Genomic DNA, 26618 nt, shown 5'->3' with positions numbered 1-26618 from the left:
TTACTTCCCCTCTTCAAGGATCCGGTATTCGGCGCTGCGGGCGTGGGCACTCAGCGACTCACCACGGGCCAGCACCGAGGCGGTCTTGCCCAGCTCGGAAGCGCCTTGTGGCGAGCAGAAGATGATCGACGAACGCTTCTGGAAGTCATACACCCCCAGCGGCGACGAGAAACGCGCGGTGCCGGAGGTCGGCAGCACGTGGTTCGGGCCGGCGCAGTAGTCGCCCAGGGCTTCACTGGTGTGGCGGCCCATGAAGATCGCACCGGCGTGGCGAATCGACGGCAGCCAGGCTTGTGGGTCGGCCACGGACAGCTCCAGGTGCTCCGGCGCGATACGGTTGGCCACCTCGATGGCCTGCTCCATGTCGCTGACCAGGATCAACGCACCCCGGCCATTGATCGACTTCTCGATGATCTCGGCGCGCTCCATGGTAGGCAGCAGCTTATCGATGCTGGCGGCCACCTTGTCGAGGAACTCGGCGTCCGGGCTGACCAGGATCGCCTGGGCGTCTTCGTCGTGCTCGGCCTGGGAGAACAGGTCCATGGCGATCCAGTCCGGGTCGGTCTGGCCGTCGCACACCACGAGGATTTCCGACGGGCCGGCGATCATGTCGATACCGACCTGGCCAAACACATGGCGCTTGGCGGTCGCCACATAGATGTTGCCGGGGCCGACCACCTTGTCGACCTTCGGCACGCTTTCGGTGCCGTAGGCCAGCGCGGCAACCGCCTGGGCGCCGCCGATGGTGAACACACGGTCGACACCGGCGATGCACGCGGCTGCCAGTACCAGCTCGTTGATTTCACCGCGCGGGGTCGGCACCACCATGACCACTTCGGTCACGCCCGCCACTTTGGCCGGGATCGCGTTCATCAATACCGAAGACGGGTAGGAGGCTTTACCGCCCGGCACGTACAACCCGGCGCGGTCCAGCGGCGTGACCTTCTGGCCCAACACGGTGCCGTCGGCCTCGGTGTAGCTCCAGGAATCCTGTTTCTGTTTTTCGTGGTAGCTGCGCACGCGCGCTGCCGCCACTTCCAGGGCCTCGCGCTGCGGCGCGGTGATGCGCGTCAGGGCCAGCTCCAGGCGTTCGCGCGGCAGGATCAGGTCCGACATCGACGCTACGTCGAGGCCATCGAACTGGCGGGTGAAATCCACCAGCGCTGCGTCACCGCGCTCGCGCACAGCCTTGATGATGTCGAGCACCCGCTGATTGACCGAGTCGTCGGACACGCTTTCCCAGCTCAGCAGATGATCCAGATGATGGGCGAAATCCGGGTCGGCAGCGTTGAGTCGGGCAATTGCAGTGGACGTGGTCATAGCGAGGGCCTCAATAGAATTGGCAAAAACTCAGGCGCCCTAATCTAGCAGTCGTTTCCGCTTGGGCACCTGAGAATTCTGGCTATGAGGCGGATAGACGGGCGCGGCCTAAGGCCGCGCAGGTGAGTCAACCGCGGTGTCGAGACTCCACTGCGGTACGCAGGGTGTCGATCAACGCCTGGATACGAGCGTGTTGCATTTTCATCGAAGCTTTGTTGACGATCAGGCGGGAGCTGATGTCGGCGATAAAGTCCTGGGGTTCCAGGCCGTTGGCGCGCAGGGTGTTGCCGGTGTCGACCACGTCGATGATCTTGTCGGCGAGGCCGATCAGCGGCGCCAGCTCCATCGAGCCATAGAGCTTGATGATATCGACCTGGCGGCCTTGTTCGGCGTAGTAGCGTTTGGCGACGTTGACGAACTTGGTGGCCACGCGCAGGCGGCCTTTGGGCTCGACATCACCGACACGGCCGGCGGTCATCAGCTTGCACAGGGCAATACGCAGGTCCAATGGCTCGTACAGGCCCTGGCCACCGTATTCCATCAGCACGTCTTTACCGGCAACGCCGAGGTCGGCCGCGCCATGCTCAACGTAGGTCGGCACGTCGGTAGCCCGCACGATCAACAGGCGAACGTCGTCCTGGGTCGTAGGGATGATCAGCTTGCGGCTCTTGTCCGGATTCTCGGTCGGCACGATGCCCGCTTCAGCCAGAAGCGGCAAAGTGTCGTCAAGGATGCGGCCCTTGGACAGTGCGATGGTCAACATGGGAAACGTCAGTCCTTCATCAGGCTATTGCGGTCCGGTCGCAAACGGCGCCAGACACAGATCGAGGCCATTACAGCCTCGATTTGAAACAAATTCGTCACAGCAAACACAGCTTTGCGGAGAGGGCACAAGCCCCCTCCACATCTGCAACCCGGAGACTAGCCCGGTACGCGGCGGATTTTCGCGCCGAGCATCTGCAGTTTTTCTTCGATGCACTCGTAACCACGGTCGATGTGGTAGATGCGGTCGATCAGCGTGTCGCCTTCGGCACACAGCGCCGAGATCACCAGGCTGGCAGAAGCACGCAAGTCGGTGGCCATCACTGGCGCGCCCTTGAGCTTCTCGATGCCGGTGACGATGGCAGTGTTGCCTTCGACCTGGATCTTGGCGCCCATGCGGTGCAGTTCATACACGTGCATGAAGCGGTTTTCGAAGATGGTCTCGATTACCGCACCGGTGCCTTCGGCAATCGCGTTCAAGGAAATGAACTGCGCCTGCATGTCGGTCGGGAATGCCGGGTAAGGAGCGGTACGCACGTTAACGGCTTTTGGCCGCTTGCCGTGCATGTTCAGCTCGATCCAGTCTTCACCGGTAGTGATTTCGGCACCGGCTTCGCGGAGTTTTTCCAGCACGGCTTCGAGGATGGTCGGATCGGTGTCCTTGACCTTGACGCGGCCACCGGTAACGGCAGCGGCAACCAGGTAGGTGCCGGTCTCGATGCGGTCCGGCATCACTTTGTAGGTGGCCGGGTGCAGGCGCTTCACACCGTCGATGGTGATGGTGTCGGTGCCGGCGCCGGTAATGTTGGCACCCATGGCGATCAGGAAGTTGGCCAGGTCGACCACTTCAGGCTCGCGCGCAGCGTTTTGCAGGACGCTGCGGCCGTTGGCCAGGGCAGCAGCCATCATGATGTTCTCGGTACCAGTCACGCTGACGGTATCGAAGAAGAAGTTGGCGCCACGCAAACCGCCTTCCGGCGCCTTGGCCTTGATGTAGCCGCCTTCAACGTCGATGACCGCGCCCATGGCTTCAAGACCACGGATGTGCAGGTCCACCGGACGCGAGCCGATGGCGCAACCGCCAGGCAGGGCCACTTCGGCTTCGCCGAAACGGGCAACCATTGGGCCGAGTACCAGGATCGACGCACGCATGGTTTTCACCAGCTCGTACGGAGCGATCAGGGTCTTGATGGTGCGTGGGTCGATTTCGACGGCCAGTTTCTCGTCGATAACCGGCTCAATGCCCATGCGACCGAACAGCTCGATCATAGTGGTAATGTCGTGCAGGTGCGGCAGGTTGGCCACGGTCACAGGGCCATCGCACAGCAGGGTCGCCGCCAGGATCGGCAGGGCGGAGTTTTTCGCACCGGAAATGCGGATCTCGCCATCAAGGCGGCCACCGCCGGTAATAATCAATTTATCCATAAGAATCTCGACGCCTTGGGGGCTCAGGTGCGCTCGGCCCAGGCCGCGCGGCTGAAAAATTTCATAGTGACCGCATGGATGCTGCCATCGGTGATCCACGGGTTCAAATGGGCATAGATCTGCTGCTGACGCTTGACCGGGCTCAGTGCCGCCAGTTCATCGCTAATCACGTTCAGCTGGAAATTGCAGCCTTCGCCTTCAACTTCTACAGTCGTTTCCGGCAGCTTTCCTTCAAGGAAGCTCTTAACTTCTAGGGCCTGCATGCTCAACCTCTATCGGCGCCCAGTGCGCACGGGTCGCACATCATACAAAAAAGCCCCGCGCCTGCGAACCCCGCATAGCAGGACTCTGACGGGGGGCCTCTCAATAATGTGTATTAAGGATGCGCCAACAGCTCGGTCAAACCGGATACCTGGGCAATTTCGCGCATGTCTTCGGGCAATGCACGGATGCTGACGGGCTTTCTGGCCGCCTGGGCATCGCGCATGAAGCACAGCAACAACGACAAGCCAACGCTGCTGGACTTGGTCACCGCCGAACAATCCAGCACCAGTGCAGGTGCGGTGCTGGTCTTGATCAGCGCCTGGCCCCGCTTGCGCAGGTCAGGCCCGGTGCGGTAATCCAGCACGCCGCTGATCAGCAACTCGCCGGCATCGCCGAGACGAACAGCCGACTCGGTCATTGCGCGGGCTTCCCGGCAGCTTTATCGGTTTCTTCCTTGGCCTTGGCCACTTCACCGGCCCAACCATTGATGGTTTTGTCCAGGTCGTTGCCATTGCGTTGCATTGCATCAGCAAACTGGTCACGGAACAGCTTGCCGATGTTGATGCCGTTGATGATCACGTTGCGCAGTTTCCACTCGCCGTTGATCTTCTCCAGGGTGTACTGCACAGGGTAAACCGCGCCGTTGTTGCCCTTGACGCTCATGTTGACGCTGGTGCGATCCCCCGACTCATCCCCGGCAGGAGCGACGGTGATGCCCTGGTTGTTGTACTCAAGCAAAGCATTCCCGTAGAACTGGAACAGGCCGCGCTTGAAGTTTTCCTGGAAGGTCTGCATTTGCGCAGGTGTGGCTTTACGCGAATATTTGACCGTCATGATGCTGCGGGAAATGCCTTCGGCATCAACCACCGGCCCCACAATGGTGTTCAGTGCGTCATAGAACTTGGTCGGATCTTGCTTGTACTGCTCTTTATTGGCAGTCAGGTCAGCCAACATCTTGTTGGTAGTGTCCTGCACCAGTTCGTGGGCAGAACCTGCCGCGTTGGCCATCAACGGCAGCGCTGCCAGCAGTACCAGGAGGCCACGTCGCAAGGTAGAGATCATGTACAGATTCCTCATTTAGCGTCTTTATTGACCGTATTGAGCAGGAATTTACCGATCAGGTCTTCAAGTACCAACGACGACTGTGTGTCGTGGATTGTCGAACCATCCTTGAGCAGGGCTGTTTCCCCACCCACGCTGACACCGATGTACTTCTCACCCAGCAGACCCGCAGTGAGGATAGATGCAGTGGAGTCGGTCGGCAGATTATCTACCTTCTTGTCCAGTTGCATGGTCACTCGCCCGGTGAAGCTGTCGCGATCCAGATCGATTGCCGTGACCTTGCCGATGGTCACACCGGCCATGGTCACTTTAGCTCTGACAGTCAAACCGGCGATATTGTCGAAGTACGCGTAAAGTTTATAAGTATCGGCGGTGGGGCTGGCCGACAGGCCACTGACTCGCAGGGCCAGCAACAATAAAGCCAGGATGCCAGCCAGCAAGAAAAGGCCGACACCGATTTCCACAGTGCGGTTTTGCATCAGAAATCTCCAAACATCAAGGCGGTCAAAATGAAGTCAAGGCCCAGTACCGCCAGCGAGGCGTACACAACGGTCTTGGTGGTGGCGCGACTGATCCCTTCTGAAGTGGGCTCACAGTCGTAGCCTTGGAATACGGCGATCCAGGTCACTACAAAGGCGAAGACGATGCTCTTTATGATGCCGTTGAGCACGTCACCCGTGAAGGTCACGCTGTTCTGCATGTTGGCCCAGTAGGAGCCGTCATAGACGCCCAGCCAGTCCACCGCCACCCACGAACCGCCCCAGATACCCACCACGCTGAAGATCATCGCCAGCAGCGGCAGGGAAATGAAGCCGGCCCACAGGCGCGGGGCAACAATGTATTTGAGCGGGTCCACGCCGATCATTTCCAGGCTGGACAACTGCTCGGTGGACTTCATGTTGCCGATTTCGGCGGTCAGCGCGGAACCCGCACGCCCGGCGAACAACAACGCAGTGACCACCGGCCCCAGCTCACGCAGCAGCGTCAGGGCGACCATCTGCCCCACCGCCTGCTCCGAACCGTAGCTGGACAGGATATTGAAGCCCTGCAACGCCAGCACCATGCCGATGAACACCCCGGAGACCACGATGATCACCAGGGACATCACGCCCACCGAATGCAGTTGCTTGATCAGCAGGCCAAAGCCGCCGCCAATGCCGCCGCGACCGAGCAGGGCGTGGAACAGGAAAATCGTCGAACGGCCCAGCACTTCGACGATGTCGATGCCGGAGCGACCGAAAAGGCGGACCTTTTCGATTAGAGATGTCTTGCGCATCAGCGCTTCCCCAGAAGATCTGAGCGGTAATCCGCTGCCGGAAAGTGAAAAGGCACAGGGCCATCGGGATCGCCGGTCATGAATTGGCGAATACGCGGGTTGTCGGCGTTCATCAGTTCTTCAGGCGTGCCTTGCCCCAGTACCTGGCCATCGCCTACTACATAGAGGTAATCGGCAATGCTCGCGGTTTCTGCAAGGTCGTGGGAAACAACGATGCTGGTGATGCCCAACGCATCGTTGAGCAGGCGGATCAGGCGTACCAGCACGCCCATGGCAATGGGGTCCTGGCCAACGAAGGGCTCATCGTACATGAGGATCTGCGGGTCGAGGGCAATCGCACGGGCCAGGGCCACACGGCGCTTCATGCCGCCAGAGAGTTCGTCGGGCATCAGGTCGATGGCACCGCGAAGGCCCACGGCCTGGAGTTTCAGCAACACGATGTCACGAATCATTTCATCGGACAGCTGGGTATGCACCCGCAGCGGAAACGCTACGTTCTCGAATACATCCAGGTCGGTGAACAGCGCACCGCTCTGGAACAGCACGCCCATGTGCTTGCGCGCATCGAACAGATCGCTGCGCGACAACGTCGGCAGGTTCTGGCCGTTGACCCACACTTCGCCGGCGGTGGGGCGCAATTGCATGCCCATCAGACGCAACAGGGTGGTCTTACCGCAACCGGAAGGCCCCATGATGCCCGTGACCTTGCCGCGGGGAATGCGAATATCGACGTTATTGAAGATGCTGCGCGTCCCGCGCTTGAAGGTCAGTCCCTTCAGCTCGACCGCGTAGGCGTTATCGGCACTCATCTAAACTCCTTGGGATGCAGCCTCTCACTCAGACACCACGCTTGCGACAAACGTTTGCAACGCCTGCGCAATAAATAGCCATATGGGCTGGGCGGACCGGGCTGGCGGCGAACTATATCACTGCTGGTACAACGCGCCCAAGGCCGGAACAGCGCTTGTTCAGATCCAGGACAGGGAAAAAACGTTGCTGGCTGTGTTAATGAGAATGGAATCTCGGGCAGTCGGTAAATAAAGCCTGACGAACTTGCGTGAGGGAATCGATCATTACCGCTATAATCGCCGACTTTTCGTCAGGCTATACGATTTCAGACATGAGCCAATCCAGCGACCTTATTCAATCCGCACAACGCACCATCCGCCTAGAGCTTGAAGCCGTAGAAGGCTTGCTGGCCCATATCGACGCGGATTTCGTACGCGCCTGCGAGATGATTCTGGCCAGCAAAGGCCGCGTTGTCGTAGTCGGCATGGGCAAGTCGGGCCACGTCGGCAACAAGATCGCCGCCACCCTGGCGAGCACCGGGACCACCGCTTTTTTTGTGCACCCGGCCGAAGCCAGCCATGGCGACATGGGCATGATCACCAAGGATGACATCATCCTGGCCCTGTCCAACTCCGGCACCACCAACGAAATCGTAACCCTGCTGCCGCTGATCAAGCGCCTGGGCATCAAGATGATCAGCGTCACCGGCAACCCGGAATCGACACTGGCCAGGGCCGCCGAAGTGAACCTGAATGTTCACGTGGCCCACGAAGCCTGCCCGCTGAACCTTGCACCGACCTCCTCCACCACCGCCGCCCTGGTCATGGGCGACGCCCTGGCCGTGGCGCTGCTGGAAGCCCGTGGTTTTACCGCCGAAGATTTCGCGTTTTCCCACCCAGGCGGCGCACTGGGTCGCCGCTTGCTGCTTAAAGTGGAAAACGTCATGCACTCGGGCGATGAATTGCCCCACGTCCAACGCGGCACGTTGCTGAAGGACGCGCTGATGGAAATGACCCGCAAGGGCCTGGGCATGACCGTCATCCTGGAAACCGACGGCAGACTGGCCGGGGTCTTCACCGACGGCGACTTGCGCCGCACCCTGGACCGCACCATCGACATCCATACGGCCACCATCGACGCGGTGATGACCCCTCACGGCAAGACTGCACGCCCCGAGATGCTGGCGGCCGAAGCCTTGAAGATCATGGAAGACCACAAGATTGGCGCGCTGGTGGTGGTTGATGCCAACGACCACCCGATTGGCGCCCTGAATATGCACGACTTGCTGCGTGCGGGAGTGATGTAAATGACCAGCGACCTGATGCAACGCGGCAAAAACATCAAGCTGGCGATTTTCGACGTCGACGGCGTGCTGACCGATGGCCGCCTGTACTTCCTCGAAGACGGCAGCGAATTCAAGACGTTCAACACCCTCGACGGCCAAGGCATCAAGATGCTGATGGCTTCGGGCGTGCAAACAGCGATTATCAGCGGCAGAAAAACCCCCGTTGTGGAACGCCGCGCACAAAACCTGGGGATTCCTCACCTGTATCAGGGCCGCGAGGATAAACTGGTGGTTCTGGACGAGCTTCTTGGCCAACTCAACCTAAGCTATGAGCAGGTCGCCTATTTGGGTGATGATCTGCCTGACCTGCCGGTCATTCGCCGAGTCGGCCTGGGCATGGCCGTCGCCAATGCGGCGTCGTTCGTGCGTGAGCATGCCCACGGTATCACCACCGCGCGGGGTGGCGAAGGTGCCGCACGCGAGTTCTGCGAGCTGATTCTGCGCGCCCAGGGCAGCCTTGATGCAGCCCACGCCGCCTACTTATAGAGCGTTTTATGCTGAGTAAAAAGATTCGTAACATCCTGCTATTCGGGGTCATCGCCGCGCTGTTTCTCGCAGTGGGCTACTGGAATATCAGCCCGGAGCGCTTCCTCGACCAGCCTGCGGCGCAGGTTGACGAAGGGGCTATCGATTACTACGCCATCAACGCCAAGAGCGTGCAGTTCCTGCCTGATGGCAAGGTTCAGTACGAGATGACGTCGGACAAGGTCGAGCATTTGAAGGCTACCGAAGTCACCCTGCTGACCAACCCGGACATGAACATTTACCGCGGCACCGAATTCCCATGGCACGTCACCAGCAAGCGTGGCGAGGTCAACCCGGACGGTACCGAGGTGGAACTGATCGACTCGGTACGCGTTGCGCGCACCGACGATAAAAAACGTGAGACCGTGATTACCAGCAGTCGCATGACCGTATTCCCGCAGAAGCAATATGCGCAGACCGAGCAAGACGTTAGAATCGACGGCGCTGGCGGTGTATCGACTGGCAAGGGAATGAAAGCGTATTTGAAAGAAAGCAGGATACACCTGCTATCGAACGTAAGAGGACAGTATGAGGCTCGTTAAAACTCTCCCTATTTTGCTCGGTCTGGGCGCAGCACTGGGAAGCGTGAGCGCCTGGGCTCTGCCGAACGATAGCCAGCAACCGATCCACATCTCGGCTGACGATGCGCAGTTGGATGACAAGCAAGGTGTTGCCACCTACACCGGCGGCGTCATCATCACCCAAGGGTCGATGAAGATCACCGGTAACACCGTGACACTGACGCGCACCCAGAGCGGTGATATCGACGTCGTGACCTCGGTAGGCAACCTGGCTTACTTCGAACAGAAGCAGTCCGCTGCCGACACCGGCCCGATGAAGGGCTACGGCAAGACCATTCAGTACCACGCCCAGCAGAACCGCATCGTGCTGATCGACCAGGCTAAAGTACTCAGCCCCGACGGCAACTCCACGGAAGGTGAGAAAATCACCTATGACACCGTGAAACAGATCGCTAACGCCGGTCGTGCCAATGGCTCCAAGGTGACTGCACCACGCCCACGCATCGACATGGTTATCCAGCCGAAGAAGAAGGCCGAGTAATGGCAACCCTGAAAGCCCAGCATCTGGCCAAGGCCTATAAAAGCCGTCAGGTCGTGCGCGACGTCAGCCTGTCGATCGACAGCGGCCAGATCGTCGGCTTGCTCGGCCCCAACGGCGCCGGCAAGACCACCTGCTTCTACATGATCGTCGGCCTGGTCCAGGCGGACCAGGGTCGCGTGCTGATCGACGACTTGGACGTCAGCCACCAGCCCATGCACGGCCGCGCCCGTGCCGGTATCGGCTATCTCCCACAAGAGGCGTCGATCTTCCGCAAGCTGTCGGTAGCCGACAACATCATGGCGATCCTCGAGACCCGAAAGGAACTCGACCGTGACGGCCGCCGCAAGGAGCTGGAAAGCCTGCTGCAGGAATTCCACATCAACCACATTCGCGACAACCTCGGCATGAGCCTGTCCGGTGGTGAACGCCGCCGCGTGGAGATCGCCCGCGCCCTGGCCACGGCGCCCAAGTTCATCCTGCTGGACGAACCGTTTGCCGGCGTCGACCCGATCTCGGTCGGCGACATCAAGCAGATCATCCATCATCTCAAGGCCAAGGGTATCGGTGTGCTGATCACCGACCACAACGTGCGTGAGACCCTCGATATCTGCGAGACCGCGTATATCGTGAACGATGGCCAGCTGATCGCCGAAGGCGATTCCGCCACTATCCTGGCCAATGAACTGGTCAAGGAAGTGTACCTGGGTCACGAGTTCCGCCTGTAAAGCTGCCTGTTACAACTGGCGGTGGCAGGTCGTTTGCCCGAAGCGCGGGCGTCAATGAAAACCTCCATATTTTTATTGTTACCGCGCTCTAGGCAAAGCCCCCGATATCAGGCATATAATTTGCTTATGTTTGGCGCTCACGCGCCCTGTCGTGGATGGCGCATTGCGCCGGCGAATAAGGTGTTAAGCCCCTGCCATGAAACCATCGCTAGTCCTGAGAATGGGCCAGCAGCTGACGATGACACCGCAGCTGCAACAGGCCATCCGCCTACTCCAATTGTCGACCCTGGACCTGCAACAGGAAATCCAGGAGGCCCTGGAGTCCAATCCGATGCTCGAACGCCAGGAAGAAGGCGACGACTTCGATAATGCAGACCCGCTGGCCGACAACATAGAGCAAAAACCCAACTCCGACGTGCAGGAACCCTCCTACCAGGAAACCGCCCCTACGGTGGATAACCTTGAGGAAGGCGACTGGAACGAACGCATTCCCAACGAACTCCCGGTGGACACCGCCTGGGAGGACGTCTACCAGACCAGCGCCAGCAGCCTGCCCAGCAATGACGATGACGAGTGGGACTTCACCACCCGCACCTCCGTCGGCGAAAGCCTGCAGAGCCATTTGCTGTGGCAACTGAACCTGGCGCCGATGTCGGATACTGATCGCCTGATCGCCGTAACCCTGATCGACTGCATCAACAACCAGGGTTATCTGGACGAAACACTCGAAGAGATCCTTGAAGCCTTCGACCCGGAGCTGGACATCGAGCTGGACGAGATCGAGGCCGTCCTGCACCGTATCCAGCAGTTCGAGCCCGCCGGCATCGGCGCGCGCTCCCTCAGCGAATGCCTGCTGCTGCAACTGCGCCAGCTGCCCGCCAAAACTCCTTGGCTCGCCGAGGCACAGCGCCTGGTCACCGACTACATCGACTTGCTCGGCGCCCGCGACTACAGCCAGCTGATGCGCCGCATGAAGCTCAAGGAAGACGACCTGCGCCAGATCATCGAGCTGGTACAGAGCCTCAACCCGCGCCCAGGCTCGCAGATCGAGTCCAGCGAAGCCGAATACGTCGTGCCTGACGTTATCGTGCGCAAGGACAACGAGCGCTGGCTGGTGGAGCTGAACCAGGAGTCGGTGCCACGCCTGCGGGTCAACCCGCAATACGCAGGCTTTGTACGCCGCGCCGACACCAGCGCCGACAACACCTTCATGCGCAACCAGTTGCAGGAAGCGCGCTGGTTCATCAAGAGCCTGCAAAGCCGTAACGAAACCCTGATGAAAGTCGCCACGCAGATCGTCGAGCACCAGCGCGGCTTCCTGGAATACGGCGACGAAGCAATGAAACCGCTGGTGCTGCACGATATCGCCGAGGCGGTAGGCATGCACGAATCGACGATTTCCCGGGTGACCACGCAAAAATTCATGCATACCCCACGGGGTATTTATGAACTGAAATACTTTTTCTCCAGCCACGTCAGCACCTCCGAAGGCGGTGAATGCTCGTCCACGGCGATCCGCGCGATCATCAAAAAACTGGTTGCCGCGGAAAATCAGAAAAAGCCGTTGAGTGACAGCAAGATCGCTGGTTTACTGGAGGCACAAGGCATTCAGGTCGCCCGTCGAACCGTCGCCAAGTACCGCGAGTCCCTTGGGATCGCGCCTTCCAGCGAGCGTAAGCGTTTGATGTGACGGGCGGGCCACAGCGTTCCAGTGGTGGGTATTCCTGCCCACCGCTTTATGCACTGGCAACGAAGGAGAAGCTGTATGCAAGTCAACATCAGTGGACACCAGCTGGAAGTCACCAAACCCCTGCGTGAATACACCGAGAGCAAGTTGAACAAGCTTGCGGGGCATTTTGACAAGATCACCAACGTGCAGGTCATCATGGAGGTCGATAAGCTCAAGCAGAAAATCGAGGCCACCCTGCACGTACCGAATGCCAAGCTCGTCGCCAATGCGGAACATGAGGACATGTACGCGGCGATTGACTCGCTCTACGACAAGCTGGACCGCCAACTCATAAAGCATAAGGAAAAGAATCTGCACCTGATGCAAGGTACAGGTCGTTAACTCTCCCCCCATGATCCGACTTGAAACCATCCTGACCCCCGGCCGTTCCCTTGTGAACGCGCCGGGCGGCAGCAAGAAGAAAGCCCTCGAACAGATTGCCAACCTGATCAGCCGCGAAGTGCCTGAGCTGGAGATGCAAGATGTCTACGAGGCTCTGATTGCCCGTGAAAAACTCGGCTCCACGGGTTTTGGCAACGGCATCGCCATCCCTCACTGCCGCCTCAAAGGCTGCGATACACCGGTCAGCGCCCTGCTGCACCTGGACGCTCCCATCGATTTCGACGCCATCGACGGTGCACCGGTTGACCTGCTGTTTGTACTGCTGGTCCCGCAGGCCGCCACCGATGCGCACCTGGAACTGCTTCGGCAGATCGCCAGCATGCTCGACCGCAAGGAAGTACGCGACAAACTGCGAGGTGCCAGCAGCAACGAGGCGCTGTACCAGGTTGTCCTGGATGAACAAAGCGGGCAGTAACCATGCGTTTGATCATCGTCAGCGGCCGCTCCGGCTCGGGTAAAAGCACCGCCCTCAATGTTCTTGAGGACAACGGTTTCTATTGCATCGACAACCTGCCCGCCGGCCTGCTGCCGGAACTTGCCGAACGCGCCTTGATCCACACCGAACTGGCGCAGCCGCTGGTTGCCGTTTCGATTGATGCCCGCAACCTACCCAGCCACCTTGAGCGATTCCCGCAATTGCTCGAAGAAGTGCGGGCCAAGCACATTCACTGTGATGTGCTGTACCTGGATGCCGACGAAGAAACGCTGCTCAAGCGCTTCTCCGAAACCCGTCGACGCCACCCCCTCAGCAGCCCCCATCGCTCACTGGCCGAGGCCATCGAAGACGAAACCAAGCTGCTCGGGCCGATCATTGACCTCGCCGACCTCAAGATCAACACCACCAGCCTCAACCTGTATCAGCTGCGCGATGCCATCAAGTTGCGCCTGCTGAACCAGCCCGAGCCCGGCACGGCGTTCCTGGTGGAGTCTTTTGGCTTCAAGCGTGGCATGCCGGTGGACGCCGACCTGGTGTTTGACGTGCGCTGCCTGCCCAACCCCTATTGGAAGCCGGAACTGCGTGAGCAATCCGGGCTGGATCAACCGGTGGCCGAGTACCTGGCCGCACAGCCGGATGTGGAGGAGATGTTCCAGGACATCTCCAGCTACCTGCTCAAATGGTTGCCGCGCTTTGCCGCAAGTAACCGCGCTTATGTGACCATTGCCATCGGCTGCACCGGCGGCCACCACCGCTCTGTCTACCTGACAGAGCGCCTGGGCCAGGTGCTGCAACGAACCCTCAAGAACGTCCAGGTTCGCCACCGCGACCTTAGCTGAAAGGAACACCCCCGCGATGCCCGCTCTGGAAATTGAAATCATCAACAAGCTGGGCTTGCACGCCCGCGCCTCGGCAAAATTCGTCGGCGTCGCCGGGCAGTTTCCCTGCCAGATCCGCGCCGGACGCACCGCAGAGTCCATGGTCGATGGCAAAAGCATCATGGCCATGATGATGTTGGCAGCCGGCAAGGGCACCAAGATTCACCTGAAGACGGAAGGTGAGCAGGAGCAGGAAGCGATGGACGCCTTGGTGGCGTTGATCAATAACTTCTTTGATGAGGGTGAGTAAACCCACCCTTTGAGACAGGTGTGAAGCCCAAGCGCTTCACCCCAACGCTGTATCCATCACCATCATCAAGCAGAACCCGATGCACAACCCGAGGCTGGCGAGCTTTTCGTGACCGTTGCGGCGCGACTCAGGGATCACTTCGTGGGTCACCACCAACAGCATCGCACCAGCGGCCAGCGCCAGGCCCAAAGGCAACAACACCTCGGCCAGGCTCACCAGCCAGGCACAGAGCACGGCGAATACCGGCTCTACCAGGCCTGATGCTGCCCCGATCAGGAAGGCCTTGACCCGCGACATTCCCGCCCCGGCCAATACCAACGCAATCACCAGGCCTTCGGGCACGTCCTGCAAGGCAATGCCCATGGCCAGGCTGTCGGCGTCCGGCATGCCACCGCCGGCGGAGACGCCCACGGCCATGCCTTCCGGTATGTTGTGGGCGATGATGGCAAACACGAACAGCCAGATGCGCGGAGGGATCACCGGTTTGTCCGGCGTACCGACCAGCATTTCCGGGCTGGCGCCGGAGACCTTGCGATCCACCAGATACAGCCCGAACGCCCCCAGCATGATGCCGAAACTGATCAGGCCACTGGCCCCCCAAGGCGACAGCCCCAGGCTTTCAGCGGCAGCAATGCCCGGCACAATCAGCGAAAACGCCGTCGCCGCCAGCATCACCCCGGCACCAAACCCCAGCAATGTATCGCTCAGCGCCACCGGCATCCGCCGGATCACCAGCACGGGCACGGCGCCAAGCGCCGTACCGAGCGCGCAAATTGCCCCGCCCTGCAAGGCGCGCAGGATGCGCGGTTCGAGGTTCAGCCAGGCCAGCCCGTGGGCCACCAGCAATGCAGTACCTGCCAATAGCAGCAGCGAGCCAAACGCATAACGAAACATTCGCCCGCTGCTGATCGCCAGTGTTTCAGTGCCCATAGTCGGCCTTAGATCTTGTTATGGAGATAGATATCAGGCCAAAGCGGCCTGATAGCGCGCGGCAACTTCCGGCCAGTTGATAACACTGTAGAAGGCGTTGATGTATTCCGGACGACGATTCTGGTAGCGCAGGTAGTAAGCGTGCTCCCAGACGTCCAGGCCGAGGATCGGCGTATTGCCGTTCATCAGCGGGCTGTCCTGGTTGCCGCTGCTTTCCACCACCAGGGTCTTTTGCGGAGTAACGCTCAGCCACGCCCAACCGCTGCCGAAACGGGTCAGTGCAGCCTTGGTGAACGCTTCTTTAAAGCTGTCGAAACCACCCACTTGCTCGTCGATGGCCTTGCCCAGCGCGCCCTCTGGCTTGCCGCCGCCTTTAGGCGACATCACCGCCCAGAACAGCGAGTGGTTGGCATGGCCGCCGCCCTGGTTGATCACCGCAGCACGCAGTTTTTCCGGCAATTGCTGGACGCTGGAGACCAGCTTTTCCACCGGCCAGCCGGCGAACTCAGTGCCCTCGACCGCGGCATTGAGGTTGTTGATGTAGGTCTGGTGGTGCTTGGTGTAGTGAATCTCCATGGTTTGCGCATCGATATGCGGTTCCAGGGCATCGTAGGCGTAAGGCAATGCAGGCAAGGTGTAGGTCATATCAGTGTGCTCCGTATTGAGACGTGGTCGGTTGCGTCGCAGTACCGCCCAACAAGCGATGGGTGCGTGGGTACTCACCGTGATCGCTGATGAAGTTCAACAATTCAACGTAGGTCTTGCTGCTCTGGCGCAGGGCCGCCTCACGCAATTGCGGGCTGAGGCGCGGGTCCTGCATGGTCTGCAGCAAGCGCTGGTGAATCGCGCAGAGGTACTCCGCGCTTTCTTCCGGCTGGTTAAGCCGCAGGTGCAGATCCGCCAGGTTGTGATGGGAAATGACGCAAGCCGCCACTGCTTCGTCGGCATCCGCCCAGCGTTCGAACAACACCTGGGCCAGGGCCAGGGCTTGCAAGTAAGCCTCGCGAGCGTCAACCAGCTCGCCCGCCATAAAGCAGCGATTGGCCCGTTCGATCGTGCGTTTCCAGTGCTCCATGGTGAGCCTCCAAAGCAGGGTCGGTGATTACACGCCGCCGGCCGTGAGCTTTTCCGGGTCCAGCAGGATCTCCAGTTGGCTACGGGGCAAGTCGGTGTGCTCGAGTGCCACATCAATCACCGGACGGCCTTGCTGATAGGCCTTCTTGGCGATTTCAGCAGCCTTTTGGTAACCAATGATCGGGTTGAGCGCGGTCACCAGGATCGGGTTGCGCGACAGCGCTTCCTTGAGCTTGGCTTCGTTGACCTTGAAGCTGGCAATTGCCTTGTCCGCCAGCAGGCGGCTGGAGTTGGCCAGCAGTTCAAGGCTGCTGAGCAGATTCTGAGCGATGATCGGCAGCATCACGTTCAGTTCGAAGTTGCCCGATTGACCGGCAACGGTGATCACCGTGTCATTGCCGATAACCTGCGCGGCCACCATGGCGGTGGCTTCCGGGATGACCGGGTTGACCTTGCCCGGCATGATCGATGAGCCAGGCTGCAGGCCTTCCAGCTCGATTTCGCCGAGGCCGGCCAAGGGGCCGGAGTTCATCCAGCGCAGGTCGTTGGCGATTTTCATCAGCGATACGGCGGTGGCCTTCAATTGGCCGGAGACCGCTACGGCGGTGTCCTGGGAACCAATCAGTGCGAACAGATTCTTGCCCGGCGTGAATTTCACGTCGGTCAGGCTGCTCAGCTGCTGGCTGAAACGCGCGGCGAATTCGGGATGTGCGTTGATCCCGGTACCTACCGCCGTGCCGCCCTGGGCCAGGGCTTGCAGGCTTGGCAGCAAGTCTTGCAGATGGCCAATGTTGGCCTTGAGCTGCTGCGCCCAGCCATTGAGTACCTGGCTCATGCGTACCGGCATCGCGTCCATCAGGTGGGTGCGGCCGGTCTTGATGAACGGGTGAACCTCTTCGGCCTTTTGCTCGATCACCTGCACCAGGTGCAGCAGCGCCGGCAGTGTCTGCTCATGCAGCACCAGTGCGGCGCTGACGTGGATGGTGGTCGGGATGATGTCGTTGCTGCTTTGACCACAGTTGACGTGGTCGTTAGGGTTGACCGCCTCACCCAGCAAGCGGCTGGCGAGGGTCGCAATCACTTCGTTGGCATTCATGTTGGAGCTGGTGCCGGAACCGGTCTGGAAGATATCCACCGGGAAGTGCTGCATGAAATCACCTTCCAGCAAGCCTTGGGCGGCATCGACAATCGCCTTGCCCTGCCCTGCGCTGATTTGCTTGAGGTCGACGTTGACCTTGGCGGCGGCAGCCTTGGCCAGGATCAGGGCGCGAATGAATTGCGCCGGCATGCGTTGGTGGCTGATCGGGAAATTGTTCACCGCGCGCTGGGTCTGGGCGCCATACAGGGCCTCGGCAGGTACTTGCAGTTCGCCCATGCTGTCGCGTTCGATACGGGTGTTAGGGTCTGCCATCACTTATTTCCTGTGTCGCGTTGAGGTCTGAAAGCGGGCCAGGCAAGGCGCAGTCCGCTGGTAATGGTTGTTCCCTTGCCAAGGACTGCAACGCAGCCTTGCCCTGCGCGATTGCAGGCCCGGCGCGGCACAGGAAATAAGTGATGGCAGACCCTAATCATCGTTAGATCCTTGCACCAGGTCAGAAACAGAAATGGAGGGCAGCAATTCGCAGGTCGCCAATTGCCAGGCAAAGGTCTGCCAGCGCTTGAGGCGGCAGGCACAGTGAGAGAGTTTTTCCAGGTCGCGCAGGGGGCGCCAGGCCTGGTCGAGGCAGGTGGATCGCCAGTGCCACGGCAGCGCAATATCGCTGGCGGTGTCGATGAGCAGGCGAAATGCCGTTTCGGCGATCGTCCACGGGTGGGTGGCCGTGCAACACGCCAGGTATCGACCCTCATTGAGGTAATGTTCGATCAGGCGAGGTTCATTGGGATCGAGGCCACAGCGAATCTGACGACTCATCCAGCGCCAGCTCTCCAGGTAGGGATCCTCATGCAGGACAGAACTCATGATCCACACTCATTCGGTAATGATATTTATTATTAAATGATATTGAGAATCAACGCAATGGCGGCAATGTGATCAGCCTGAAACTCAGGCATAAAAAAAACGCGCTATCCCAGGGATAGCGCGTCTTTTTTTTGTGCCGTGGAGCGGATCAGCTACCGGCTACGGTCATCCGCTCGATCAGCACCGACCCGGTGCGAATGTTGCTGCGCAGTTCCAGGTCATTACCGACGGCAACAATTTGCTTGAACATATCGCGCATATTACCGGCGATGGTGACTTCCTGGACGGCGAATTGAATTTCGCCGTTTTCCACCCAGAAGCCTGCGGCGCCACGGGAATAATCCCCCGTGACCATGTTCAGGCCATGGCCCATCAATTCGGTTACCAGCAGGCCACGGCCCATGCGACGCAACAGCGCCGCCTGATCTTCATCGCCATGGGTCACAAACAGGTTATGCACGCCACCGGCGTTGGCAGTGCTGGGCAGACCGAGCTTGCGACCGGAGTAAGTACCGAGCACGTAGGACACCAGCTCGCCCTTCTCGACAAACGGCTTGGCATAGGTCGCCAAGCCATCGCCGTCGAAAGACGAGCTGCCCATGGCGCGCATCAGGTGCGGTCGCTCATCGATGGTCAGCCACTGCGGAAACAGCTGCTGGCCGATTGCCCCTTCCAGGAACGACGACTTGCGATACAGGTTGCCGCCGGAAATCGCGCCGAGGAAGCTGCCGAACAAACCGCCGGCCAGTTCGGCCGAGAACAACACCGGCACTTCGCAGGTCGGCACCGGGCGCGCGCCCAGGCGGCTTGCGGCACGTTGCGCAGCACGCCGGCCAATGCTGGCCGGGTCTGCCAGCAGGTCGCCCTGACGGTTCACGTCGTACCAGTAGTCACGTTGCATCTGGCCATTGGCCTCGGCAATCATCACGCAGCTCAAGCTATGGCGGGTGGAGGCGTAACCGCCGATAAAACCATGGCTGTTGCCATATACACGGCAACCTTGATGCGTGCTCAACGTGGTGCCATCGGCGTTCTTGATGCGGGCATCGGCGTCGAACGCCGCCGCTTCACAGGTCAGTGCCTGTTCGATGGCCTGCTCAGGCGTGATGTCCCAGGCGTGGTAGAGGTCAAAGTCCTTGAGGTCCTTGGCCATCAGCGCCTTGTCGGCCAGGCCCGAGCTTTCATCCTCGGAGGTGTGCTTGGCAATCGCCAATGCGGCGGCGACCGTTTCGCGAATCGCGTCCGGGCCACTGGCCGAGGTACTCGCCGAGCCCTTGCGCTGGCCTACGTACAAGGTGATGCCAAAGCCCTGGTCGCGGTTGAATTCGACGGTTTCCACTTCCCGCTGGCGCACCGACGTCGACAGCCCCTGCTCGAGAGAAACCGCGACTTCGCAGGCACTGGCCCCCTGGCGCTTGGCCTCGGCGATGATCTGCTCGACTTGTTCCTGCAGTGCCGGTAACGCTTGCGGACCGACGCTTTGGGCTGCACTCATGGTTTTCTCCACTCAAATTCTGCTTTCGGTTAAGGCCATCGAGCGACCGGGCCGGACAAGCGGCCCCCGACTGGTTATCATGGCGGCGTTTCTTTGCGGACTGCCACCATGGTTGATTCTTACGACGACTCCCTCGATGGGGAGAAAAGCAAAACCCAGGTCAAACGCGAGCTGCATGCTCTGGTTGACCTCGGCGAGCGCCTTACAACGCTCAAGAAAGATTTGATTGCAAAACTGCCACTGACCGACGAAATGCGCCGGGCGCTTGCGGATGCTCCCAAGCACACCGCGAATATCGCGCGTAAACGGCACATCATGTTCATCGGCAAGCTGATGCGCGATCAGGACACTGACGCCATTCTGGCCTTGCTTGATCAAACCGATGCCTCCACTCGCCAGTACAACGAACGCTTCCATAACCTGGAGCGTTGGCGTGACCGCCTGATCGCGGGCGATGACGCGGTGCTGGAGAAATTCGTGCTGGACTACCCGGATGCGGACCGCCAGCAACTGCGCTCCCTGATCCGTCAGGCCCAGCACGAGCAGGCGCATAACAAGGCGCCGGCCACCAGCCGTAAAATCTTCAAGTACATCCGTGAGCTGGACGAGACTCAACGCGGCCTGCGTTGATGCCCTTCCCCGGGTGGCGATCTTCGCCACCCGAAGCTCCACCGCTTACGACCCCGTGCCACCCACGGTGATCGCATCAATTTTCAGCGTTGGCTGGCCGACACCCACCGGCACCGACTGCCCATCTTTCCCGCATGTGCCCACGCCGCTGTCCAGCGACAGATCGTTACCGACCATCGAAACCTTGCTCATGGCTTCCGGCCCGTTACCAATCAACGTCGCCCCTTTGACCGGCGCGGTAATCTTGCCGTCTTCGATCAGGTAGGCCTCGCTGGTGGAAAACACGAACTTGCCGCTGGTGATATCCACCTGGCCGCCGCCGAGGTTGGCGCAGTAGATACCGCGCTTCACCGAGGCGATGATTTCTGCCGGGTCGCTTTCGCCACCAAGCATGTAGGTGTTGGTCATGCGCGGCATCGGCAGGTGCGCGTAGGATTCGCGACGGCCGTTACCGGTGCGCGCAACCCCCATCAGGCGGGCGTTGAGCTTGTCTTGCATGTAGCCCTTGAGCACGCCGTTTTCGATCAGGGTGGTGCACTCGGTCGGCGTACCTTCGTCATCCACGCTCAACGAACCACGGCGACCGGCCAGGGTGCCGTCATCGACAATGGTGCAGAGCTTGGACGCAACCATCTCGCCCATGCGCCCGCTGTAGGCGGAACTGCCCTTGCGGTTGAAGTCGCCTTCCAGGCCGTGGCCCACAGCTTCGTGGAGCAACACGCCGGACCAACCCGACCCCAGCACCACCGGCAATGTACCGGCCGGCGCCGGGATAGCTTCCAGGTTCACCAGCGCCTGGCGCAGTGCCTCGCGGGCATAGCCCATGGCACGGTCTTCAGCCAGGAAATAGCGGTAGTCGGTACGCCCGCCGCCGCCATGGCCACCACGTTCGCGACGACCGTTCTGCTCGACGATCACACTGACATTGAAACGCACCAACGGCCGCACATCCGCCGCCAGCCCACCGTCGGTGGACGCCACCAGGATGCGCTCCCACACGCCGGCCATGCTCACGGTGACCTGCTGGATACGTGGGTCCAGGGCCCGTGTGGCGGCGTCGATACGCTTGAGCAGGTCGACCTTTTCCGCACGGCTGATCACTTCCAGGGGGTTATCCGGCGCGTACAACTGAGCCACATCCTGGGTGCTGAACGCCTGCACGGTACCATTTTGCCCGGCCCGCGAGATCGAGCGCGCGGCACGTGCAGCCAGACCCAGGGCCTCAAGGGTGATTGCGTTGCTGTAGGCAAAACCGGTTTTCTCACCGGACTGCGCACGCACGCCCACGCCCTGGTCCAGGTTGAAGCTGCCTTCCTTGACGATGCCGTCTTCGAGGGCCCAGGACTCGGAAATCTGCCCCTGGAAATACAGGTCGGCGGCGTCGATGCCCGGCCCGGCCAGATCGCCGAGCACGGTTTGCAAACTTTCGATGGTCACGCCACCGGGTGCCAGGAGGTGTTCACTGACTGAGGACAACAACTCGCTCATAGGTTTGGCCTTAAATTCATCGTTCTGAAGCAGGTCGCTGCGCGCCCTGCGAGAAAAAGCGCCGATGGTTGACCACCGGCATGCGCGCCCGTATCGACGCCTGTTCACTGCTGTCGCGTTCGGCCAGTAACACCGCTTCGCCTTGATCCTGTTGTGTGAGCACACGCCCCCACGGGTCGACAATCGCCGCATGCCCGAAGGTTTCCCGTGGCCCCGGGTGCACGCCGCCCTGGGCCGCTGCCAGCAGGTAGCACTGGGTCTCGATGGCCCGGGCGCGAATCAGCACGTCCCAATGCGCGGCGCCGGTCACGGCGGTAAAGGCCGAGGGCGCGGTAATCAATTCAGCCCCCGCTGCGCGTAACTCGCTGTACAGCTCCGGGAAGCGCAGGTCGTAACACACCGTCAGGCCCAACCGCCCCACCGGCGTATCCGCCACCACCACATTGCTACCGAAAGCATAGTCGTCGGATTCACGATAACGACCGCGCGCATCGGCGACATCGACATCAAACAGATGCAGCTTGTCGTAACGGGCTACCACTTCGCCGCGATCATCGACCAGCAGCGAGCAGGCGTTGGGTTTGGCGTTCGGTTGATCCTTGGGCGGCAGCGGCACGGTGCCGGCCACTATCCATAAGGTGAGGTCGCGGGCGGTCTGTTTCAACCATGGCAGGATCGGCCCTTCACCCAACGCCTCGGCGCGACCGATATCCACCGCATCGCGACGGCCCATGGCAGCGAAGTTTTCCGGCAGTACTGCCAGCTTCGCCCCCTTCGCTGCCGCCTGCTCCAGCAAACGCCGGGCCTGGGCCAGGTTAGCCAGCACGTCACTCTGGCTGACCATTTGAATTACCGCAAAGGACATGGGCCGACACTCCGTAATGGGCATGCGGCCATGCTACTCCACAGGCTCTCAGTTTGGTTTTTCAAATGGCTTGTCGAAGGTGATTTTCGGGTCCTTCCACGGGCCTTCCACTTTGTATTGCACGCTGGCAAAGCGCGAAACACGATCGCCGATCAGCTTGTCGATCAGAAACAGCGCGCCACCAATGGCCGGTGCGCCGACGAGCAACGCGGCGATCGGCAGGTTGTTGGTCACCGGCAACGTCACCAACAGCTTGGCATCGACACGGTCCGCCACCAGATCCAGGGTGCCGTTCAGTTCGAGGTTGCTCGACGGCCCGGTGAGGGTGATCGGATCACGGGTCACGAACACACCATTGCTGGCAGCCAACAAACCTTTGACCCGGTCATAGCTCAAGCCTTTGCCGAGCAGATCCGAGAAGTCCAGGCGCAAACGCCGGCCGATGGAGTTGAAGTTAAGCAGGCCGAACACCCGCAGCGCCTGGGCGCCACCTTCCACTTCAACGAACTGGCCTTTACGGAACGCAGCATCCAGGCTTCCGGAAAACCGCTTGGGCCCAACCCAGGCCGGCGAGCCGGGCCAGCGACCGTCCACGTCCACGTGAAACTCTTCACTGGTCACGCTTGGCGCAAACCCCCACCCCTTGAGCACATCGCCGATGTTCTTGCCGTCCAGACGCCCTTTGTACCAGCTGCTGCTGTCGCCGGCAGCGCCTTCCCAGCCACCGGCGCCCTTGAGCTGCATACCCTTGAGGCCCAGGTCCAGGTCATTGAAGGTCAGGCCTTTGGTGGTCGGGCGGATTTTCAGCGACCAGCCGCCCACCAGGTCCGGCCCCTGGAACAGCTGATCAATGCTGATATCCAGCGCCGGGATGTCCTTGGGATCAATGCTGGCAAGCGGGTCCGGGGCGTTTTCGTCAGCCTGCACCGTCGGGTCCACCGCCGGCAGCTTCACGTATTGCAGGTTGATTGCAATCGGCGCGCCCTTGGCGTCCGGCAGGTTCACGCTGCCCTTGGCTTGCAGGCTGTCGAGCTTCACGCCCCAGGCGGCGGGCTTACGGTCCAGTTGCAGGTTGACCTGATCGAACTGCGTGCCCAGGCCGGTAAGCTTTCCGATCTTGAAGTCGGCGCTGCTCAGCAGTTGCTTGGCGCTGCCGCCCGGGTCATTGCCGGCGTATTGATTCACCAGCTTGCGCCACGGGTCGATGTCCAGCTCCGAGAGCACGCCGCGAATACGCAGGCCCTTGGCAGCCGGCAGCACGGCATCGCCGTCGCCGAGGAACAACTCGCCGCGGCCATCGTTGAATTTGTCCGCAGGTGCCGCAAAGGTGAAGTTCGCCAGCTCGCCATAGTCGAACCAGTAACGCCGCTCGGCGCCCTGCAAGGTCATGCGGAATGTGCTGTCGCGCCCCTGGCTCGCCGGCATGCCGAACGGTGCCGGCAGGTCCACCGCCACACCCTTGAGGCTGGAGTTGACCATCAACTGGCTGTCGGCGCCGTCCAGAGTGACTTGCAGCTGGTACGGGATATCCCCGGAAACCGGCAGTGGCTGGCTGATTTTTAACCAGTCGGTCAGGCGTTTGACCGTGACCTGGCCCTTGGCGGTGATGCGCGTGCTGATATTGCCCGGCTTGCCATCGGCAACAATCTGCGCGGTGATCGGCCGGTCGAACGCCTGGGCCGTAATGTTCTGCCCGCTCAGGCCCTTGGCACTGTCGAAGCGGAAATTGCCCTTGAGCTGGCTCAGGTCCAGGGTCGGCTCGGCCAATTGCAGGCGCGCCTTGTCGGTCTGGAAGTCCACCACGATTTTCGGCTCGGCGTCCTTGGCCAGCGGAATGTCCAGGTCGAGCTTGCCTTGCAGGTCGCCCTCGCCTTTCCAGCCGGCAAAAGTCGAGGCGGTGCCGATCGGCGCTTCCTGCAGGATCTTCAAGCCATCGCCCAACCCGCCGGCAAACCCACCGGTGAGCAGCAAATGGCTGTCCTTACCCGCCGGGGCGTGGGGAATATTGACGTAGATATCCTTGACCCTGGTGTCGAGCAACTGACCCTTGCTGGCCAGGATGCGTACGCCAGTTTCCTCGACAAACACTTCGCCATTGACCTTGCTTACATGAGGCCAGCCCGGCTGGAACGCCAGCTCGGCGTCATGCACTTTGAAGAACAGGCTGATATTGCGCGCCGCCGGCAGCGCGTCGTGGTTCAACGAGCCCTGGTACTGGAAAAAACCCTGGTCGACCGCGCCCTTGAGGATCGCCGTACGCAGCCACTCATCCAGCGCCGGGCTGAGTACCGCAGGCAGGTACTTGGGCGTAAAACGCCCATCGCCATCGACCATGCCGACCCGCAGGTCCATGTAGTCTTCCTGGCTGTGGTCGAAATGCAGGCGAATCAGGAAGTCGGCGGCGATCTTGCCTTCCTCGCCCAGCACCTTGATATACGGGGCAATCAGGGTGAAGCCTTCTTTATCCAGCTTCCAGGTCAGCCGCGCGTTGGCCTGGAGGTACTGCCAGGGCTTGGCGAAGATCGGATCGAGGTGCAGGGAAAAATCCTTGCTGTCCATGCGCAATTCGCCATGGCCCAGGTCGCCACTGATGCTGCCGGAAACATTGCGCGCAGCCGGCGCACCGAAATACGCATCAAAGCCCACGCGCTCAAGGTTGGCGGCGAAGCTGACTTTCTGGTCGGTGCTGTCCTGGGGACGGAAATCCACCAGCACATTGCGCAGCAGGCCGGTGGCCTTGAGGTGCTCAACAGTTTTGGCGAAGCCTTCCGGCAAAGGTGCCAGCGCATTCAGCAGCGGCGTGATGGGCGTGAGGTCCAGACGGTCAGCCTGCAGCTTCCAGACTTCCTGGGCCTTGTCGGTTGCCAGCGTTTGCTGCACTTGCAGGCGCGATTCCCAGCGGGTCTCGCCCAGGTTCATCGCCAGCGAATCGAACAGCACCCTGAGGCCGGTTTCACCGCGTTGCAGATAGGCCGTCAGGGCCAGGTTTTCGATATGCACAGGTTTGCGGTCGGCGTAGCTGCCCTTCACCTGTGGTGAGTTGAGGCGCACCACCGCGCTTTGCACAGTGCCTTTGGCCCAGCTCAGCCAGAATTCGCCGCCGGCCTTGAACTGCGTGAGCTTCCACTGCTGGGTCAGCTTGGCTGGAACCCACTTGGCCCAGTCGCTCTGGGGCAGGCTCAGGTAGGCCTCGACCTCGCCATCCTTCCATTGGCTCGCGCGAATACGGCTGCGCAGGCTCAGGGCCAGGGGTTGGCCGTCGGGCAGGGTTACACGGGCGTCCAGGCGTTGGCGCGTGAGGCCGGTGTGCAAGCTCAAGCCCACGTAGGTCAGGGTTCTTGGCGGCTGGTCGAAGGGTTGCAAGGTGACCTGGCTGTCGAGCAGCGACACGCGCTTGACCACCTGCATGCGCTTGAGCACCTGCTCCGGGTCCAGCGGCTGATCATTTTGCACCGGCAAGCCTTGCAGCGCCCAGTGGCCGTCCTGATCTTCCTTGACGCTCAGTTGCAGGCCGCTGACCTGCAGGTGCGCGATGCGCACTTCACGCGCCATCAGGCTGGCCCACAGGTCCGGCACCACTTCGACCTGGTCCAGACGCAAGGCACTGCTGCCCTCGCCGACCATCACGTCGTGGGCCAGCAACACCGGGGCAAAACCGCTCCAGCGGCCTTCCAGGCTGCCGATGTGCACCGGCATATCCACCGCCGCCTGGGCCTTGGCCTCGATTTCAGCGCGGTATTCGGCCACCAGCGGGCTCAGCTCACGCCCCAGGCTCACATACACCGCAGCCAACACCAGCACCAAGGCGCACAGGCCCAGGCCCCAACGGGTCAAAGCGGCAAAAAAGCGTATTAGACGCTCCATGTCAGGCGACCCTCAGGGCAATAGGCGGACGGCGGATCAAGGTCAGCCGAAATCAACAAAGC

At 60.8% G+C, this 26618-nt stretch carries 29 protein-coding genes; 11 read left to right on the top strand and 18 right to left on the bottom strand.

The genetic code is table 11. From position 1 onward, the window contains the following. The 9 genes from hisD to AC0IYH_RS15120 form a co-directional block, all read right to left on the bottom strand. On the bottom strand, positions 1–1320 hold the full coding sequence (gene hisD / locus AC0IYH_RS15160) for a histidinol dehydrogenase (RefSeq protein ID WP_471834959.1): 1320 nt from the start codon (positions 1318–1320) through the stop codon (positions 1–3). Positions 1321–1447: 127 nt separating this feature from the next. Continuing rightward, a complete protein-coding gene (gene hisG, locus AC0IYH_RS15155; RefSeq protein ID WP_003171824.1) occupies positions 1448–2083 on the bottom strand; it encodes an ATP phosphoribosyltransferase in 636 nt (211 codons plus the stop codon). Between the two features lie 158 nt (positions 2084–2241). Beyond that, positions 2242–3507 carry a UDP-N-acetylglucosamine 1-carboxyvinyltransferase gene (gene murA / locus AC0IYH_RS15150; RefSeq protein ID WP_116629087.1) on the bottom strand — a complete coding sequence of 422 codons (1266 nt, stop codon included), beginning with the start codon at positions 3505–3507 and terminating at the stop codon, positions 2242–2244. A gap of 23 nt (positions 3508–3530) precedes the next feature. Further along, a complete protein-coding gene (locus AC0IYH_RS15145) occupies positions 3531–3770 on the bottom strand; it encodes a BolA family protein (RefSeq protein ID WP_003188597.1) in 240 nt (79 codons plus the stop codon). Between the two features lie 113 nt (positions 3771–3883). Further along, entirely contained in the window at positions 3884–4189 is a 306-nt protein-coding gene (locus AC0IYH_RS15140) for an STAS domain-containing protein (RefSeq protein ID WP_471834957.1), read from the bottom strand. Beyond that, positions 4186–4833, bottom strand: a complete 648-nt coding sequence (locus AC0IYH_RS15135; RefSeq protein ID WP_116629089.1) for a Tgt2/MlaC family protein — start codon at positions 4831–4833, stop codon at positions 4186–4188. The genes AC0IYH_RS15140 and AC0IYH_RS15135 overlap by 4 nt, the downstream gene beginning before the upstream one ends. A gap of 11 nt (positions 4834–4844) precedes the next feature. Beyond that, complete coding sequence (gene mlaD / locus AC0IYH_RS15130; RefSeq protein ID WP_003171814.1) at positions 4845–5312, bottom strand: outer membrane lipid asymmetry maintenance protein MlaD; 468 nt, start codon at positions 5310–5312, stop codon at positions 4845–4847. Further along, entirely contained in the window at positions 5312–6109 is a 798-nt protein-coding gene (gene mlaE, locus AC0IYH_RS15125) for a lipid asymmetry maintenance ABC transporter permease subunit MlaE (RefSeq protein WP_116629090.1), read from the bottom strand. Before mlaE ends, mlaD begins: the two co-directional genes overlap by 1 nt. Continuing rightward, the gene (locus AC0IYH_RS15120; protein WP_017738751.1) at positions 6109–6918 is read right to left on the bottom strand and encodes an ATP-binding cassette domain-containing protein; all 810 of its coding nucleotides are present in this window, start codon (positions 6916–6918) and stop codon (positions 6109–6111) included. The genes mlaE and AC0IYH_RS15120 overlap by 1 nt, the downstream gene beginning before the upstream one ends. A gap of 311 nt (positions 6919–7229) precedes the next feature. Here AC0IYH_RS15120 and AC0IYH_RS15115 point away from each other — a divergent pair, with 311 nt between their 5' ends. From AC0IYH_RS15115 to AC0IYH_RS15070, 10 genes are all read left to right on the top strand, one after another. Continuing rightward, positions 7230–8204: a KpsF/GutQ family sugar-phosphate isomerase gene (locus tag AC0IYH_RS15115; RefSeq protein WP_471834953.1), complete on the top strand. Its 975-nt coding sequence runs from the start codon at positions 7230–7232 to the stop codon at positions 8202–8204. Further along, positions 8205–8729, top strand: coding sequence for a KdsC family phosphatase (locus AC0IYH_RS15110; RefSeq protein WP_116629092.1), 525 nt, complete (start codon positions 8205–8207; stop codon positions 8727–8729). Positions 8730–8737: 8 nt separating this feature from the next. Further along, entirely contained in the window at positions 8738–9310 is a 573-nt protein-coding gene (gene lptC, locus AC0IYH_RS15105) for an LPS export ABC transporter periplasmic protein LptC (RefSeq protein ID WP_122773701.1), read from the top strand. Next, positions 9297–9830: a lipopolysaccharide transport periplasmic protein LptA gene (gene lptA / locus AC0IYH_RS15100; protein ID WP_116629094.1), complete on the top strand. Its 534-nt coding sequence runs from the start codon at positions 9297–9299 to the stop codon at positions 9828–9830. Before lptC ends, lptA begins: the two co-directional genes overlap by 14 nt. Then, entirely contained in the window at positions 9830–10555 is a 726-nt protein-coding gene (lptB, locus tag AC0IYH_RS15095; protein WP_003171806.1) for an LPS export ABC transporter ATP-binding protein, read from the top strand. Before lptA ends, lptB begins: the two co-directional genes overlap by 1 nt. Before the next feature lie 196 nt (positions 10556–10751). After that, positions 10752–12245, top strand: a complete 1494-nt coding sequence (locus AC0IYH_RS15090; RefSeq protein WP_122773700.1) for an RNA polymerase factor sigma-54 — start codon at positions 10752–10754, stop codon at positions 12243–12245. Positions 12246–12320: 75 nt separating this feature from the next. Then, entirely contained in the window at positions 12321–12626 is a 306-nt protein-coding gene (gene hpf, locus AC0IYH_RS15085) for a ribosome hibernation-promoting factor, HPF/YfiA family (RefSeq protein WP_003171804.1), read from the top strand. 10 nt (positions 12627–12636) lie between these two features. After that, on the top strand, positions 12637–13101 hold the full coding sequence (gene ptsN, locus AC0IYH_RS15080) for a PTS IIA-like nitrogen regulatory protein PtsN (RefSeq protein WP_471834949.1): 465 nt from the start codon (positions 12637–12639) through the stop codon (positions 13099–13101). A gap of 2 nt (positions 13102–13103) precedes the next feature. Continuing rightward, positions 13104–13961, top strand: a complete 858-nt coding sequence (rapZ, locus tag AC0IYH_RS15075; RefSeq protein WP_116629097.1) for an RNase adapter RapZ — start codon at positions 13104–13106, stop codon at positions 13959–13961. A 16-nt stretch (positions 13962–13977) separates the two neighbouring features. After that, a complete protein-coding gene (locus AC0IYH_RS15070) occupies positions 13978–14250 on the top strand; it encodes an HPr family phosphocarrier protein (protein ID WP_116629098.1) in 273 nt (90 codons plus the stop codon). Between the two features lie 36 nt (positions 14251–14286). On the opposite strand, the gene AC0IYH_RS15065 is transcribed toward AC0IYH_RS15070, so the two are convergent. The 6 genes from AC0IYH_RS15065 to pmbA all read right to left on the bottom strand — a co-directional run bounded on the left by AC0IYH_RS15065 (position 14287) and on the right by pmbA (position 19709). Next, entirely contained in the window at positions 14287–15180 is an 894-nt protein-coding gene (locus tag AC0IYH_RS15065; RefSeq protein ID WP_016974293.1) for a ZIP family metal transporter, read from the bottom strand. A gap of 33 nt (positions 15181–15213) precedes the next feature. After that, on the bottom strand, positions 15214–15825 hold the full coding sequence (locus AC0IYH_RS15060; protein WP_122773699.1) for a superoxide dismutase: 612 nt from the start codon (positions 15823–15825) through the stop codon (positions 15214–15216). A gap of 1 nt (position 15826) precedes the next feature. Beyond that, on the bottom strand, positions 15827–16255 hold the full coding sequence (locus AC0IYH_RS15055; RefSeq protein ID WP_116629100.1) for a hypothetical protein: 429 nt from the start codon (positions 16253–16255) through the stop codon (positions 15827–15829). 27 nt (positions 16256–16282) lie between these two features. Then, positions 16283–17665 carry a class II fumarate hydratase gene (locus tag AC0IYH_RS15050; RefSeq protein WP_122773698.1) on the bottom strand — a complete coding sequence of 461 codons (1383 nt, stop codon included), beginning with the start codon at positions 17663–17665 and terminating at the stop codon, positions 16283–16285. A gap of 153 nt (positions 17666–17818) precedes the next feature. Further along, a complete protein-coding gene (locus AC0IYH_RS15045; protein ID WP_122773697.1) occupies positions 17819–18214 on the bottom strand; it encodes a FagA protein in 396 nt (131 codons plus the stop codon). A gap of 148 nt (positions 18215–18362) precedes the next feature. Continuing rightward, a complete protein-coding gene (pmbA, locus tag AC0IYH_RS15040) occupies positions 18363–19709 on the bottom strand; it encodes a metalloprotease PmbA (RefSeq protein WP_122773696.1) in 1347 nt (448 codons plus the stop codon). Between the two features lie 108 nt (positions 19710–19817). On the opposite strand from pmbA, the gene yjgA reads away from it, so the two are divergent. After that, a complete protein-coding gene (gene yjgA, locus AC0IYH_RS15035; RefSeq protein WP_017738766.1) occupies positions 19818–20339 on the top strand; it encodes a ribosome biogenesis factor YjgA in 522 nt (173 codons plus the stop codon). Positions 20340–20384: 45 nt separating this feature from the next. Here yjgA and tldD read toward each other — a convergent pair whose 3' ends face one another. From tldD to AC0IYH_RS15020, 3 genes are read right to left on the bottom strand one after another with little or no spacing between them, the layout of a single operon-like run. Continuing rightward, positions 20385–21827: a metalloprotease TldD gene (gene tldD, locus AC0IYH_RS15030; protein WP_064450712.1), complete on the bottom strand. Its 1443-nt coding sequence runs from the start codon at positions 21825–21827 to the stop codon at positions 20385–20387. A gap of 16 nt (positions 21828–21843) precedes the next feature. Beyond that, on the bottom strand, positions 21844–22692 hold the full coding sequence (locus tag AC0IYH_RS15025; RefSeq protein WP_116629105.1) for a carbon-nitrogen hydrolase family protein: 849 nt from the start codon (positions 22690–22692) through the stop codon (positions 21844–21846). 48 nt (positions 22693–22740) lie between these two features. Beyond that, positions 22741–26556, bottom strand: a complete 3816-nt coding sequence (locus AC0IYH_RS15020; protein ID WP_471834943.1) for a YhdP family protein — start codon at positions 26554–26556, stop codon at positions 22741–22743. Positions 26557–26618: the final 62 nt, after the last annotated feature.

The sequence above is a fragment of the Pseudomonas sp. AC463 genome (assembly GCF_979253585.1).
This window is presented reverse-complemented; position numbering and strand designations above follow the sequence as displayed.